Here is a 13,538-nt window from a genome sequence, read left to right on the forward strand (position 1 = left end):
GTCTGTTTTGTCAACAACAGCGTACTGGTCAGAACAGCATATTTTTGGCATTGATCGACTTAATGACGGCGCGTTGTATGTCAGCAACAAGCTCGCGCGACAGACACTGGGTAAGAAAGCCTCTCTCTTTACGGGCTCTGTTCAGCCGTTGGCGGCTGACTTGCTGCACCAGATCGCCCTTTGCCCAGCGCGTTTGCGGATGAAAGAATCTCATATCTTCGATGAGTTCACGCGTAATTTCGATGTGCAATCCCCGTTCGATCTTGTTCGAATCTCTGGTGGTCGACAGCGGTACGATAATGCAGGCGTTGCCGTTAATTTTGCCGTTTAACACAACAACTAAACGGTTCTTCACCATTTCTGGTGGAATGTGGCCATCATAAAAGCCGGTTTCATGCGGTTGGCAGACTGATAGGGGATAGTTGCCATAGTTGCACTCGAGAATTTCCCCGACCTTGGGGGCAAATTTGATCGGCATCGAGACACTCCTTTGTTGTGAACAATCCGTGTTATGGAGGAATGAGCATGCGGGCGTTTTGCTTATAGAGAAAGGTGTGGCGTAAGGAAACGGGGAATGAAAGTGAAATATTGCGGATTCGTACGCAGAATCCGCCTTGATGGTGGCCGAATTTACCAGCCTTTCACCGCGCCGCCGTTGAAGATTTTCTCGGCGGCCTTGGCCACTTCGTCAGACTCATAGGCCTTGATGAAGTTCTGCACGTTCGGCGCGTCCTTGTTGTCTTCGCGGGTGACGATGATGTTGGTGTACGGCGAGTCCTTATCCTCGATGAAGATGCCGTCTTTGGTCGGCGTCAGACCGGTCTGGTTGATGTAGGTGGTGCTGATGACGGCAACGGTGACCTTTGGATCGTCCAGCACGTGCGGCAGCTGCGCGCCTTCCAGCTCCATGATTTGGTAATGGTGCGGGTTGGCGCTGATGTCCAGGGCGGTGGGCAACAACCCCTTGCCTTGTTTCAGCGTAATCAATCCGGTTTTTTCCAGCAGCAGCAGGGCGCGCCCCAGGTTGGTCGGATCGAGCGGGATGGCGATCACCGCGCCGTCCGGCAGCTCTTTGAGCGATTTTATCTTTTTGGAGTAGCCGGCCATCGGGAAGACAAAGGTATTGCCGACCGCCACCAGCTTATAGCCGTGATCTTTGTTTTGCTGTTCGAGGAACGGGCGGTGCTGGAATACGTTGGCGTCCAGTTCGCCCTTGTCGGTAGCGTCGTTCGGCAGCAGTGAACCGCTAAAGCCGACCAGCTCGACGTCCAGCCCGTATTTCTCTTTCGCCACCTGTCTGGCGACTTCTGCCACGTCCTGTTCCGCGCCGTTGATGACGCCGACCTTGATATGATTCTGATCGGTTTTTTGATCGCAGCCCTGAAGCGCCAATACGGCGGCGAAGGCCGCCGCCAGAGGGGTGATACGCCAGCGTAAGGTCATCGAAGTCTCCCTGAAAAGAACAATAAAATCAGTTGTTTTTTGTCCTTACAGCTAAGCCTGAACCGCCGATGAAGTCAAACGCTCGTTCAGCATAAACGGCTATAGCTTATAGCCGTTATGCGGCGGGGGGTTATCGGCTGAGCGAACGCAGCACCACGATGCCCGGCGTAGCCATCACGTAATCCATAAAGGGCGAATCGACCACCCGCATGTTGGCCTTGCGTGAAGAGGCGTTGCGCAGCACCGGGCCGCTGTCGGTCATCACGAAGATGCCGGTGTGGGTCACGTCCAGCCCGTCCAGGTTGGTGTAAATACCGATGTAATCGCCCGTGCGCAGCTGGGCCAGCACCTTGTTGTCGACGTTGTCGCTGGGGATATAGGTCACGCTGCGCTGCACGACGGGCAAGCCGGGCAGGTAGCTGCTGCCGTCCGCCTTGCGGTTGAGGGTTTTCACGAGGGTAACGGCGTGCGGGCTGAGCTGCGCGGTGATGTCTTCGGCCACCTGGTGCGGCCGCTGCGCCCAGTCGGTGAAGAAGTGTTTGCGCTGCGGGAAGGCGATTTTGCCGTCGACGTAGCGAATGTCTACCAGATGTTGTACAAACTCGCCTTCGCTGTGGGCAGTGCTGAGCGCTTCCACATAATCGATGTAGGTGAAGCAATCCAGCCCGCGGAAGTCGATCACCAACTGCTCGGGCGTGCTCTGCGAGCCGATCAGGCGGTTGGCGAGATAGGGCGTGCCGAGAAACTCGCGCGAAATCAAATCGACGGTGCGGCCATGCGGCTGTGCGGCGGGCCAACCGGCGCGCAGCGCGAGGATCTCACGCAGCTTGCTGCGGGTGCTGGCGTCCATCTCCGGCTGCACGCCCGGCGGAGAAACGGCGGCGTCGGTCGGCGGCGTTGCGGGGGTGACGGCGGTGGGGCGATCGGCGCATCCGCTCATGGCGATAGCTAACATCAGTAAAACAGCCTTGTTCTTGTTCATACGGCCCTCCATGGGTGTCGCTGGTTTATCAGAGTAAGTGATAACAGTTCTCATCCGATGGTAGGGGTTAAAAAGTAAACATAACCTCAATGGCAATCGATAAATCAGTAACCGATTTCGCTATTGAACGGCAAATACCAGAACAGCGCGATTTCATGATCGGCGATCTCCGGTTCGGCGCGATACAGCAAGCGATCGATGCCGCCGAGGATAAACCCATAGTGCTGGTAGCAGCGGCAGGCCGCCAGGTTGTTGTTCTGCGTTTCGAGCATCATACCTGAGGTTTCCTGCTGCCGCGCCCACTGTTTGGCGCAGTCCAGCAGCGCCCCGGCGATGCCTTGGCGGCGCGCGTCAGCGCTGACGGCGATCTCGTCGATCAGGGTGTAGCCGTTCCAGTTTTTGCTCAGCGTGATGTGGCCAACGGCGTCGTTCTGGCGATAAGCCAGGAAGGTCACGCTGTCTTCGTTGGCGAACGGCGCCAGGGGATAGCGTTTGCGAAACGGCGCCACCGGGCGAGTTGGCCAGCTGTCCACCGGGCTGTCGAACTGCGGCAGGGCGTAACAGGCGATGGTGAAGCTGAAATCGCCGCGGGCCAGATAATCGTCGGGCAACGTCTCAATGGCCGCGATGCGGATGGCCGGGTTCATTACGGCAGCTCCCGCAGCAGACGCGCCGGGTTGCCGGCGTAGATCCCCTTGCGGGTGATGTCGCGGGTCACGACCGCCCCGGCGCCGATCACCGCGTCGCTGCAGATCTCCACCGCCAGGATCGTGGCGCCGGAACCGATGGACACCCGATCGCCGATGCAGGTGCGCCCCCAGCTGGCCGGATCGGCATTGGGCGCGCCGTCTTTGAACAGATCGTTGGCGAAGGTGACGCCGTGGCCGACAAAACACGCTTCCCCGAGGGTGACGTATTCGCAGATAAAGCTGTGCGACTGAATTTTACTGCGCGCGCCGATGCTGACGTGGCGCTGGATCTCCACGAACGGGCCGACGAAGACATCGTCGCCGAGCCGGCAGCCGTAAAGATTGCAGGGTTCTACCACGGTGACGTTGCGCCCGGCGTCGACGTCGACGATCCCCGCCTGGCGGGTGATGATAGCGGATGACATAACCTTCCTCACAGCCTGGGTTTAATGGGGGAGTATAAGACAAAGCGCCGCGCCTTTCGCTTTCCGCACGTTTTTTCGCCGAAAGACTATAATTAGTACAGGGGAGAGAGCCCCGTGGCCGCAATCCTCGCACGGGTAGCTGTCCGTCAGAGGTGTGAAATTCGTTCGCCGATCGCGGCCTACGGCGAGATAGGAGGTGTCTCATGGTCAGTCATGTTTGGGGACTTCTGGCGCATCCCAGCGCCGAGTTCGAACAGATCAAAAGCGAGAATGAAAGCGTCTCGCACCTATACACCCATCACGTGTTGCTCTTGGCAGCAATCCCGGTGGTCTGCGCCTTTATCGGCACCACCCAGTTGGGCTGGCTCTCCGGCGAGGGACATGCCATCAGGCTCGACATGTTTACCGCGCTTTATACCGCCGTGGCGTTTTACCTGCTCATGCTGGCGGGCGTAGCGGCCATGGGGAAAGTCATTCACTGGATGGCGCGGCGCTATGAATCGCGCCCCAGCCTGCACCGCTGCATGGTGTTCGCCGGCTACGTGGCGACCCCGATGTTCCTCAGCGGGATTGTGGCGCTCTATCCGGTCGTCTGGCTGTGTCTGTTTGTCGGCATTATCGGCCTGTGCTATTCGGGCTATCTGCTGAATCTGGGGATCCCGCACTTCCTGAATATCGACAGTAAGGAAGGGTTCATCTTCTCCAGCTCGACCTTCGCTATCGGTATCCTGTTGCTCGAGCTGCTGCTTGGGGTGACGGTGCTGCTGTGGGGGTACGGTTCCTGGTTGTTCTGAGTTAACGGCTGTTGTTATCGCCCCCGCGCCGGTGGAACGGCGCGGGGGCTTTTGCTTTATACGCGGCGGAAAACCAGCATCACGCCGAGCACGATGCCCGCCATGCCCAGCAGGCTCAGCGCCGCCAGCGCGTGGCCGAGCAACAGGTAGTCCAGCAGGGTGGTCACCGCCGGGATCAGATAGAACAGGCTGGTGACCTGCACCAGGTTACCGCGCTGGATCAGGCGATACAGCAAGAAGGTCGCCAGCACCGAGATCACCACCGCCATCCACAGCAGCGGCAGCACGAACGCCGGCCCCCATTCGACCCGCAGCGGCTCAAACGGCAGCGCCAGCGTACACATCAGCAACCCGACGGCATACTGCAGCGGCAAGACCGCCAGCGGCGGCTGCGTCATGCCTTTTTGCAGCAGGGTGCCGGCGGTCATGCAGCCCAGCGCGATAAAGGCGAACAGCATGCCGCTCAGCGAGAAGTGGGCCACCATCAGGCTTTGGTACACTACCAGCGTCAGCCCGACCATTGCCAGCGCCAGGCCGAGCGCCCGCAGCCCGGTGCAGCGCCGTTCGGTGATGAACTGGGTGAGGATCGGCTGTACGCCGAGCAGCGTCGCCAGCACGCCGGGCGTAATACCCTGTTCCAGCGCCAGCAGATAGCAGATTTGATAGCTGCCGATCATCAACACGCCAATCAGCGCGACGCGCCGGCGGGTGCCGGGAGCGGGCAGGCACTGGCGCTGCCACAGGCCGATGGCCAACAGCACCGCCAGTGCGATGGCGCAGCGGAAGAACAGGAAAGCGAAGGCGGAAGCGTGCTCCAACCCCCAACGGGAGAAGATCGCGCCGCTGCTCCAAAGCAGGACGAACAGCGTAGCCAGGCCGGCATTGGCCCAGAGAGAAGGTAATCGCATATCAATTTCACCTGTCGTGAAAATTACAGGCTCCGGCGCGCGCGGCGGTCTACGCCTGAACGCAACAGATCAATAAGCCGGAGGTAAAAAGTCGGTTTGGCTTAGCGCACAACCACAATGCGTGGTGGGTAAGCGGCAACCGCTGAAACGACAGAGGAAACGGCGGGTGGGGCGGAGGAAGCACACAGCAAAACGACGGCCGGAACGGTCGCGTCTGTCGGATCTGTACTGTGCGCCAGGTAGGTCATGTGAGTTCCTGAAAACAGGGAATGAAACCAATCGCTTCAAACATAACCAAGTTCAGCGGGGCGTGCAATCGGAAATCATCATGATTTTAATGATAATGAAAATCATTATCATTAATTGAAGGGTGTGCTATGTTGTTTTGGCCGCGCAGTGTTGATGCAGGGGCGCGGCTTGGTCCCTCCTCGGTTCACGCAACGCGTGCGGCAAAAGACGTTGCGATTCGCTTTTGCAGAAGGCGCGTAATCGTGGTAAAAATATTGATATGTTATAATATAACAATTGATGCGTGATGAATTCAGTTCGCAACATCCTCCACGTTGATGGAGTTAGCCTGACCGGCCACGGCGGGGCATTGATACTCGACAACATCCATTTCGCGCTGCGCGCCGGTGAGAAGCTGGCGGTGATCGGTCCTAACGGCAGCGGCAAGTCCAGCCTGCTGCGTGCCCTGATCGGCGAAACGCGGCCGGACAGCGGCGGCATTCACTGGCGAGGGCGGGCCTTGTCCGAGTGGCCGGCGGCGGAACGCGCCAAAAGCATCGCCTTTCTGGCGCAAAACGATTCGCCGGATTTGCGGCTGTCGGTTGAGGACTACGTGGCGTTGGGCCGTTTACCGCATGGCGCACGCTCTGCGGCGGGAAAACGCATCGTTGACGAAGCCATCGGGGAAACCGAGCTGGCGCCGCTCAGGCACCATCCGCTAGGGCGGCTCTCGGGCGGCCAGCGTCAGCGCGCCGCGCTGGCCCGGGCGTTGGCGCAGTCTCCCGATCTGTTGTTGCTGGATGAACCGACCAATCACCTCGATCCGCCTGGGCGCGCGGCGCTGCTGTCGTTAGTGAAAAATAAAGACATTGCCGTGATTGCGGTGCTGCACGATTTGCCCGTGGCAGAGGCGTTTGCCGATCGGATCCTGGTGCTGAACGAAAGCCGCCAGGTAGCCTGTGGTACGCCCGAGGCGGTGTTACAGACTTCGGTGATTTTGCCGGTGTTCGGCATGAACAGTTTCAAGGTGGCGCATCCCGTCAGCGGGAAAACGCTGCGCATTTTTGACGTTCCCCATTGCGCTTGATCAACCAGAGAGAAACATGAACGCACGCGTATTCATCCTGCTTCTGTTGCTGGCCGCCAGGTCGGCGGCGGCCGAACATTTTCCCGTCACCGTAGAAAGCTGCGGTGTGCCGGTCACCTTCAACCAGGCGCCGCAGCGCGCCGTCATCAACGACATCAACATGGCCGAGATGGCCTTTGCACTGCATTTGCAGGATCGCATTGTCGGGCTGACCGGCATCACCGGCTGGTACAAACCGACGCCCGACTTCAAGGCCGCGATGGGCGCCATTCCCGAACTGGCGCCGAAATATCCCGCTTTGGAAACGCTGCTGGCGGTCCAGCCGGATTTCTTTTTCGCCGGCTGGAATTACGGCATGAAGATCGGCGGCGACGTCACGCCGGAGAAGCTCGCCCCGTTCGGCATCAAAACGCTGGTGCTGAGCGAGAGCTGCGTACAGGCCGGCGGGCGGCCGCAGAAGGCCGATATGAATCTGCTGTATGACGATGAGCTGAAGCTCGGCAAGATTTTCGGCAAGCGGCAAGAGGCCACCGCGCTGGTTGAGGGCTGGAAGCGCCGGTTGGCTGCGCTGCCCGCCAGGCCGGCGGGCCAGGCGCCGCTCAAGGTGTTCGTCTATGACTCGGGGGAGGAGAAGCCCTTCACCAGCGGCAAATACGCTATGCCGACGGCGATCGTCGAAGCGGCGGGCGGCCGCAACGTGATGGACGGCTTGCCGGCGAGCTGGACGACGGCGTCCTGGGAGGCGGTAGCGGCGGCCGAGCCCGACTTCATTATTCTGCTGGATTACCAGACCGGATCGGGTGCCGATGCGCTGCGGCGCTTCCTCGAGTCCCACCCGTTGATGAAATTAACGCCTGCCGTACGGCACCACCGCTATCTGAAACTGCAGTATGCGGAGCTGACGCCGGGGCCGGCCAACATCGGCGCGGTGGAAAAGCTGGCGCGGGCGCTGTACGCGCCGGAGGCTGAATGAACTCGCCGACCCGGCGGTTTATGCTGCTCGCGCCGTTGGCGCTGTCGGTATTGTGCGGGTTAATGGTCTGGAGCCTGCAGTTGGGCAGCGTCGTGCTGTCATGGCGGCAGACGATGGCGGCATTGGGGCTTTCATCGGCGCCCCTCTCCGGCATGCTGGACACTATTGTCGTGCAACTGCGTGTGCCCAGAGCCTTGCTGGCGGCCTTGACCGGCGCCGGGCTGGCGATGACCGGCGCGCTGCTGCAGACCACCACGCGCAATGAGCTGGCCGATCCTTTTTTGTTTGGTCTCTCCTCCGGCGCCTCCGCCGGCGCGGTGCTGGTCATCACGCGCTTCGGCGACGCGTTGGGCGCGCTGACGTTGCCGCTGTCCGCCTTCGCCGGCGGCGTTTTGTCTGCCTTGGCGGTGATGATCCTGTTTCGCGTCGGCCGGGTCAGGCGCGCCGAGCAGCTGATCGTCTGCGGCCTGGCGGTCTCGTTTTTGTTCAGCGCGCTCACCAGCTACCTGGTGTTTTCCGGCGATCAGCGGGCGGCCGGTTCGGTGTTGTTCTGGTCGCTCGGCGGGCTGGGGCTGGCGCGTTGGGATAATCTGTCCATTCCGCTGGCGAGTTTCGTGCTGCTGGCCGGGTTTACGGCGCTGCGTTGGCGGGCGCTGGACGCGCTGCTGGCGGGCGAGCAAACCGCCCATTCGATGGGGGTCAACGTGGCGCGCCTGCGCACCGAGACCTTTCTGTGCTGCGCACTGTCCACGGCGTTTCTCGTTTCGCTGACGGGCGTGATCGGCTTTGTCGGGCTGATGGTGCCCTATCTGGCCCGGCGCCTGGTGGGCGTGCGCCACCGTTTGGCCGTGCCGATGTGCGGCCTGCTGGGGGCGACGCTGCTGACCGGCGGCGACATGCTCAGCCGCAGTCTGATCCCCAATCAGGAGCTGCCCATCGGCATCATTACGGCGGGGCTGGGGGGCGCGTTCATCGTCTCCTTGCTGCTGCGCGCGGAACGATGAACGCGCACCCTGCGAAGATAAAGTCGTCTATCAAAAGCCCGCGCCGGGTGCGGCGGCGGGCCTATCGGGCGGTCTTAGCGGGGGCCTTCGGCCCAGCCTTTACGTTTGCTGGTTTTGCCGATGCCGGGGTTGAAGCTGTTGGTCGGATCGGCGGTGCGGTAGAACGCCTGCAGATCCGCCTTGGCGTGGTACAGGTGGCCGACGTTATGCTCCGCGGGGTACTCGGCGCCGCGCCGGTTAAGGATCTCGAGCATCTTTTCCTTTAGCGCGTGGCTGTCGACGCCCTTTTTCACCACGTAGTCCTGATGGAAGACGTGGCACATAAAGTGGCCGTAATACAGCTTATGCACCAGCTGGCTGTCAATCTCCGGCGGCAGGGTTTCGAACCAGTCGGTGTCGTTGCGGCGCAGGGCGATATCCAGCGCCAGAATATCCTCCACCTTGTCGGCGTGCACCGCATGGTAGCGCACGGCGGCGCCGGCGGCGGCGAAGCGGTGCAGGAAGGCCTTTTTGCCTTCGTCAGGCGTGCAGGCGAAGAAAGCGCCTTCGGCCTGGGCGAAGTACTCGGTCAGGTAGCGCTGCGCTTCGTCTACGCCGGGGCCGGCCATCTTCAGCAGCAGGTGATGTTCGAAACGTTCGCGGTATTCCTTCATGCGCTTCGGCAGGTGGCTCGGCGCCAGATGGCTCAGGCCCTGCATCAGCCGATCGGTCAGGTTGTGTGGCAGCAGCGGCAGCTTGTTGAGGCTGGCGTCCATACGGCCTTTCAGGGTGAAGAAGCGCGGCATCTGATCGGTGCCGAGCTTGTCGATCATCATGAAGGTGTCTTTGCCGTACACCTCGGCGATGTCGAAGATATCGCGGTGCATGTACTCACCGGCCACCGGCAGGTTTTCGAACTGGCTCAGCATGTGGCGGCGCAGTTCGGTCAGCACCGCGGTGTCGTTGGTGCCGATATAGAACACCTGCTCTTTGCCTTCTTTCTCGAAGGTGTCGAGCCGCACCGCGAACACCGCCAGCTTGCCGGCGCAGCCGGAGGCCTCGTACAGGCGGCGTTTGTCGGCGTTGAAGCGGGAAGGGGTGTCGGCATCGACGTCGCGCACCCGGCTGGCGTACTCGTTATCCGAGGCGCGCAGCTCGCCGTATTCGACGTCTGTCGGGCGATAGTCGCCTTTTTCCAGCCGGGTGAGGATCTCTTCCGGCGTGTCGCCGAGGCGGATGCCCAAATGGTTCACCAGGCGCAGCTGGCCGTCTTCCCCTAGCTGGGCGTACAGCGCCATTTCGGTGTAGGCCGGGCCGCGTTTCACCAGCGAGCCGCCGGAGTTGTTGCACACGCCGCCGATCACCGAGGCGCCGATGCAGGAGGAACCGATCACCGAATGCGGTTCGCGGCCGTAGGGCTTGAGCAATTTCTCGAGGTGGTGCAGGGTGCTGCCGGGGAAGCCGACCACCTGCTTGCCGTTGTCCAGCACCTGAATATGGTCGAGGCGCAGGGTGCTGACGATGACGATGTCGCGGTCATAGTCGTTGCCGCTGGGGGTCGATCCTTCGGTCAGGCCGGTATTGGCGGCCTGCATGATGACGATTTTGTCGGCGGCCACGCAGGCCTGCAAAATGCGCCACAGCTGCAGCAGGCTGGTGGGAAACGCCACCGCCAGCGCCTGGCCTTCGCCGGAGCGGAACCCCTTGCGATACCGCTCGGTGTTGCGATCGCCGGTCAACAGCTGCGGGCCGCCGACGATGTCTTTAAGCTGGTTGATAAATGCCTGATTGCTTGACTGCATGCTGCCTGTCTCCCTGTCATCCCCGTTGCTTTAACCGCGGCGCCGGAGTGCCACATATAAGCTAAGAGGCTATCAATTAAATAACTTATTAAGCTATCAGCTTGCCAGGCTAATGGCTTGCGGGTTTAGTAGCGTTCGGCGTAGCCGGCCCGGCGCTCTTCGTCGCGCAGCGTCAGGATCTCTACGCCGTCGGCGGTGACCGCCACGGTGTGTTCCCACTGTGCCGACAGTTTTTTGTCGCGCGTCACCACCGTCCAGCCGTCTTTCTTCTGCTTGATGCGGCGGTCGCCCTGGTTGATCATCGGCTCGATGGTGAACACCATGCCTTCCTGCAGCACCATACCGCTGCCGGGTTGACCGTAGTGCAATACCGCCGGCTCTTCATGCATATCGCGGCCGATGCCGTGGCCGCAATACTCCCGCACGATGCTGTAGCCGGCCTGCTCGGCGTGCCGCTGGACGGCATGGCCGATATCGCCCAGGGTGGCACCCGGTTTTACCGCGCGAATGCCCTGCCACATCGATTCATAGACGTTGTTCACCAGCCGTTTGGCCAGCGGCGTCACCTGGCCGACGCAGTACATCTTGCTGGAGTCGGCGATATAGCCGCCGTTTTCCAGCGTGATGTCTACGTTGATAATCATGCCGGAACGCAGGATTTTGCTGGCCGACGGCACCCCGTGGCACACCACATCGTCGATTGAGGTGTTGAGCACATAGGGGAAATCATACTGCCCTTTGCTGGCCGGGCGCGACTTCAGCTCTTCGACGATAAACGCCTCGGCGCGGTCGTTGATCTCCATGGTGGAGATGCCTTCGACGATGACCTCATCGAGCATAGCAAACACTTTCGCCAGCAGGGCGCCGGAATGGCGCATTTTGGCAATCTCTTCCGGCGTTTTAATCACAATCTGTTTCACCCGACAATCTCCTTCAGCGTCAGCGCGTTATCTTTCATCATCTTTTTTACCAGCTGCGGGTAGGTCAGTTCCGGATGGAACTCCGCCAGCATACCGATCTTGATCCAGTATTCGGCCTGCGCGTTGATCGAACGCGTCATGGTCAGGCTGGCGAGGCGCAGATCGTCATGCAGCGCGTCTGAAATTTTTACGATGCCCATCGGCGTCTCCCTAAGTGAACGATATACGAAGTGTATACGTTTAGGATGGTGGCGATGTGGCATTCTGTGGCGTAAGAAGATTCTGGCAACAACGATTGCCGCCGCCAGACAATGCGTTTATTGTGATGAACGACTTTTTTGCCATGATTTTTCAGAAGGATTTAAGGCGTGACTAAACTACGTGTTGGGGTGATTTTTGGCGGTAAATCGGCGGAGCATGAGGTGTCGCTGCAGTCGGCCAAAAACATTGTGGATGCAATCGACAAAGAGAAGTTTGACGTCACGCTGCTGGGGATCGACAAACAGGGGCAGTGGCACATCAACGACGCCTCCAACTACCTGCTCAACGCCGAGAACCCGGCGCTGATCGCGCTGAACCGCTCGAACAAGAACGTGGCGCTGATCCCGGGCCAGGAAAAACAGCAGCTGATCGAAGCGGGCAGCGCCGGCGCGCTGGGCCAACTGGACGTTATTTTCCCGATCGTGCACGGCACGCTGGGGGAGGACGGCTCGCTGCAGGGGCTGCTGCGCATGGCCAATATGCCGTTCGTCGGCGCAGGCGTGCTCGGCTCGGCGGTCAGCATGGATAAAGACGTGACCAAGCGCCTGCTGCGCGATGCCGGGCTTGCGGTGGCGCCGTTCGTCACCCTGACGCGCGCCAACCGCGCCGGATTTACGTTTGAGCAATTGAGCGAGCGCCTCGGCCTGCCGCTGTTCGTCAAGCCGGCCAACCAGGGCTCCTCGGTCGGGGTCAGCAAGGTGGAAAACCGCGCCGAGTTCGACGCGGCGGTATCGCTGGCCTTCAGCTTCGATCACAAGGTGCTGGTGGAGTCAGCGATCGTTGGCCGCGAGATCGAGTGCGCGGTGCTGGGCAACGACGATCCGCAGGCCAGCGTGTGCGGCGAGATCGTGCTGAGCGACGCCTTCTATTCTTACGACACCAAATACATCAATGAGCAGGGCGCTCAGGTGGTGGTGCCGGCGGCAATCGCGCCGGAAGTGAGTGACCACATCCGTGAGGTGGCGCTGAAGGCGTTCCGCGCGCTGGAGTGCTTCGGGCTGGCGCGGGTGGATGTGTTCCTGACGCCGGACAACCAGGTGGTGATCAACGAAATTAACACGCTGCCGGGCTTCACCAATATCAGCATGTATCCCAAGCTGTGGGCCGCCAGCGGCGTCAGCTATCAGGCGCTGATCACGCGCCTGATCGAATTGGCGCTGGAACGCCACCAGCAGGATCGTGCGCTGAACAGTTCGGTATTCGATCGCTAAACGCGGGAGGGGGCGGCGGTGCCGCCCCCGTCCATCACTTCACCGTCACGTCGATATCGCCGAAATACTTCTTCGACAGCGCCGTCACTGTGCCTTGCTGTTTCACTTTGGCGATGGCGGCATCCAGTTTCTTCTTCAGCGCCTCATCCCCTTTGCGCAGGCCGAAGGCGATGCCTTCACCGAGGATCTTGTCGTCGCGCACCGCCTCGCCGACGAAGGCGAAGCCTTTGCCGTCCGGCTGCGACAGGAAGCCGCTTTGCCCCGACGGCGCCATCACCAGCGTGGCGTCGAGCCGACCGGCCGCCAGATCCAGATAAACCTGATTCTGATCCTGGTAAGACACCACGTCCACGCCCGCCGGCGCCCAATGGGTTTTGGCGTAAATCTCCTGAATCGATCCTTGCAGCACGCCCACGTGTTTGCCCGCCAGCGATTTGGCGTCCGGCAGCAGGCCGCTGTCGGCCTTGGCGATCAGGCGGTTCGGCACCTGATAGATGGCGTCGGTAAAGGCGATCGCCTGACGCCGCTGTTCGGTCACGTTCATCGCCGAGTTGATGGCGTCGAACTTGCGCGCCTGCAGCGCCGGGATCAGGCTGTCAAACGAGGTTTCCACCCAGCTGCATTTCAACTGCGCGGCGGCGCACACCGCGTCGCCCAGTTCGATGTCGAACCCTTCCAGTTTGCCGCTGGCGGATTTGGATTCGAACGGCGGATACAGCGCTTCCAGGCCGAAGCGCAGGCTGTTTTCCGCCGCCAGCGAAGTGCCGGCGGCCAGCAGGCATCCGGCGGCGAACAGCGTTTTCAGTGCTTTCATAGGCAGTGCCCCTTTCCC

General features: G+C 60.9%; 15 protein-coding genes. 5 read left to right on the top strand and 10 right to left on the bottom strand.

The genetic code is table 11. The annotated features are described in order from the left end of the window. Positions 1–28 precede the first annotated feature (28 nt). From C3F38_RS09100 to C3F38_RS09120, 5 genes are all read right to left on the bottom strand, one after another. Complete coding sequence (locus C3F38_RS09100; protein WP_047728349.1) at positions 29–478, bottom strand: type II toxin-antitoxin system PemK/MazF family toxin; 450 nt, start codon at positions 476–478, stop codon at positions 29–31. A 152-nt stretch (positions 479–630) separates the two neighbouring features. Continuing rightward, on the bottom strand, positions 631–1,443 hold the full coding sequence (locus C3F38_RS09105; protein WP_038879912.1) for a MetQ/NlpA family lipoprotein: 813 nt from the start codon (positions 1,441–1,443) through the stop codon (positions 631–633). A 130-nt stretch (positions 1,444–1,573) separates the two neighbouring features. Continuing rightward, entirely contained in the window at positions 1,574–2,425 is an 852-nt protein-coding gene (locus C3F38_RS09110; protein ID WP_055316129.1) for a DUF1460 domain-containing protein, read from the bottom strand. Positions 2,426–2,529: 104 nt separating this feature from the next. Continuing rightward, positions 2,530–3,072, bottom strand: a complete 543-nt coding sequence (locus tag C3F38_RS09115) for a GNAT family N-acetyltransferase (RefSeq protein WP_033652386.1) — start codon at positions 3,070–3,072, stop codon at positions 2,530–2,532. After that, positions 3,072–3,539, bottom strand: coding sequence for an acyltransferase (locus tag C3F38_RS09120; RefSeq protein ID WP_047728343.1), 468 nt, complete (start codon positions 3,537–3,539; stop codon positions 3,072–3,074). Before C3F38_RS09120 ends, C3F38_RS09115 begins: the two co-directional genes overlap by 1 nt. Positions 3,540–3,742: 203 nt before the next feature. Here C3F38_RS09120 and C3F38_RS09125 point away from each other — a divergent pair, with 203 nt between their 5' ends. After that, positions 3,743–4,333 carry a Yip1 family protein gene (locus C3F38_RS09125; protein WP_004939641.1) on the top strand — a complete coding sequence of 197 codons (591 nt, stop codon included), beginning with the start codon at positions 3,743–3,745 and terminating at the stop codon, positions 4,331–4,333. Between the two features lie 56 nt (positions 4,334–4,389). Here the strand turns inward: C3F38_RS09125 and C3F38_RS09130 are convergent, their stop codons facing one another. Beyond that, positions 4,390–5,241, bottom strand: a complete 852-nt coding sequence (locus C3F38_RS09130; RefSeq protein ID WP_038879922.1) for a DMT family transporter — start codon at positions 5,239–5,241, stop codon at positions 4,390–4,392. 598 nt (positions 5,242–5,839) lie between these two features. On the opposite strand from C3F38_RS09130, the gene C3F38_RS09135 reads away from it, so the two are divergent. The 3 genes from C3F38_RS09135 to C3F38_RS09145 are packed head-to-tail and all read left to right on the top strand — an operon-like array spanning position 5,840 to position 8,533. Further along, the gene (locus C3F38_RS09135) at positions 5,840–6,556 is read left to right on the top strand and encodes an ABC transporter ATP-binding protein (RefSeq protein ID WP_055316130.1); all 717 of its coding nucleotides are present in this window, start codon (positions 5,840–5,842) and stop codon (positions 6,554–6,556) included. Between the two features lie 16 nt (positions 6,557–6,572). Next, positions 6,573–7,529, top strand: a complete 957-nt coding sequence (locus C3F38_RS09140) for an ABC transporter substrate-binding protein (protein ID WP_055316131.1) — start codon at positions 6,573–6,575, stop codon at positions 7,527–7,529. Next, positions 7,526–8,533: an iron ABC transporter permease gene (locus C3F38_RS09145; RefSeq protein ID WP_048233005.1), complete on the top strand. Its 1,008-nt coding sequence runs from the start codon at positions 7,526–7,528 to the stop codon at positions 8,531–8,533. The genes C3F38_RS09140 and C3F38_RS09145 overlap by 4 nt, the downstream gene beginning before the upstream one ends. 74 nt (positions 8,534–8,607) lie before the next feature. Here the strand turns inward: C3F38_RS09145 and dld are convergent, their stop codons facing one another. The 3 genes from dld to C3F38_RS09160 form a co-directional block, all read right to left on the bottom strand. Continuing rightward, positions 8,608–10,314, bottom strand: coding sequence for a D-lactate dehydrogenase (dld, locus tag C3F38_RS09150; protein ID WP_055316132.1), 1,707 nt, complete (start codon positions 10,312–10,314; stop codon positions 8,608–8,610). Between the two features lie 125 nt (positions 10,315–10,439). Beyond that, entirely contained in the window at positions 10,440–11,234 is a 795-nt protein-coding gene (gene map, locus C3F38_RS09155; RefSeq protein ID WP_038879936.1) for a type I methionyl aminopeptidase, read from the bottom strand. Further along, entirely contained in the window at positions 11,231–11,434 is a 204-nt protein-coding gene (locus tag C3F38_RS09160) for a ParD-like family protein (RefSeq protein WP_006324220.1), read from the bottom strand. Before C3F38_RS09160 ends, map begins: the two co-directional genes overlap by 4 nt. Before the next feature lie 168 nt (positions 11,435–11,602). Between C3F38_RS09160 and ddlA the strand changes: the two genes are divergently transcribed. Beyond that, complete coding sequence (ddlA, locus tag C3F38_RS09165; protein WP_033637551.1) at positions 11,603–12,706, top strand: D-alanine--D-alanine ligase; 1,104 nt, start codon at positions 11,603–11,605, stop codon at positions 12,704–12,706. A gap of 34 nt (positions 12,707–12,740) precedes the next feature. Here ddlA and C3F38_RS09170 read toward each other — a convergent pair whose 3' ends face one another. Beyond that, the gene (locus C3F38_RS09170) at positions 12,741–13,520 is read right to left on the bottom strand and encodes an ABC transporter substrate-binding protein (RefSeq protein WP_038879944.1); all 780 of its coding nucleotides are present in this window, start codon (positions 13,518–13,520) and stop codon (positions 12,741–12,743) included. Positions 13,521–13,538: the final 18 nt, after the last annotated feature.

Origin of the sequence: Serratia sp. SSNIH1, from assembly GCF_002935055.1 — a bacterium.
GTDB lineage: Bacteria > Pseudomonadota > Gammaproteobacteria > Enterobacterales > Enterobacteriaceae > Serratia > Serratia nevei.

Excerpts from the sequence above, each read along its gene's own strand:
- C3F38_RS09100 (WP_047728349.1), bottom strand. The coding sequence starts at position 478 with ATGCCGATCAAATTTGCCCCCAAGGTCGGGGAAATTCTCGAGTGCAAC.
- C3F38_RS09105 (WP_038879912.1), bottom strand. The coding sequence starts at position 1,443 with ATGACCTTACGCTGGCGTATCACCCCTCTGGCGGCGGCCTTCGCCGCC.
- C3F38_RS09110 (WP_055316129.1), bottom strand. The coding sequence starts at position 2,425 with ATGAACAAGAACAAGGCTGTTTTACTGATGTTAGCTATCGCCATGAGC.
- C3F38_RS09115 (WP_033652386.1), bottom strand. The coding sequence starts at position 3,072 with ATGAACCCGGCCATCCGCATCGCGGCCATTGAGACGTTGCCCGACGAT.
- C3F38_RS09120 (WP_047728343.1), bottom strand. The coding sequence starts at position 3,539 with ATGTCATCCGCTATCATCACCCGCCAGGCGGGGATCGTCGACGTCGAC.
- C3F38_RS09125 (WP_004939641.1), top strand. The coding sequence starts at position 3,743 with ATGGTCAGTCATGTTTGGGGACTTCTGGCGCATCCCAGCGCCGAGTTC.
- C3F38_RS09130 (WP_038879922.1), bottom strand. The coding sequence starts at position 5,241 with ATGCGATTACCTTCTCTCTGGGCCAATGCCGGCCTGGCTACGCTGTTC.
- C3F38_RS09140 (WP_055316131.1), top strand. The coding sequence starts at position 6,573 with ATGAACGCACGCGTATTCATCCTGCTTCTGTTGCTGGCCGCCAGGTCG.
- C3F38_RS09145 (WP_048233005.1), top strand. The coding sequence starts at position 7,526 with ATGAACTCGCCGACCCGGCGGTTTATGCTGCTCGCGCCGTTGGCGCTG.
- dld (WP_055316132.1), bottom strand. The coding sequence starts at position 10,314 with ATGCAGTCAAGCAATCAGGCATTTATCAACCAGCTTAAAGACATCGTC.
- C3F38_RS09160 (WP_006324220.1), bottom strand. The coding sequence starts at position 11,434 with ATGGGCATCGTAAAAATTTCAGACGCGCTGCATGACGATCTGCGCCTC.
- C3F38_RS09170 (WP_038879944.1), bottom strand. The coding sequence starts at position 13,520 with ATGAAAGCACTGAAAACGCTGTTCGCCGCCGGATGCCTGCTGGCCGCC.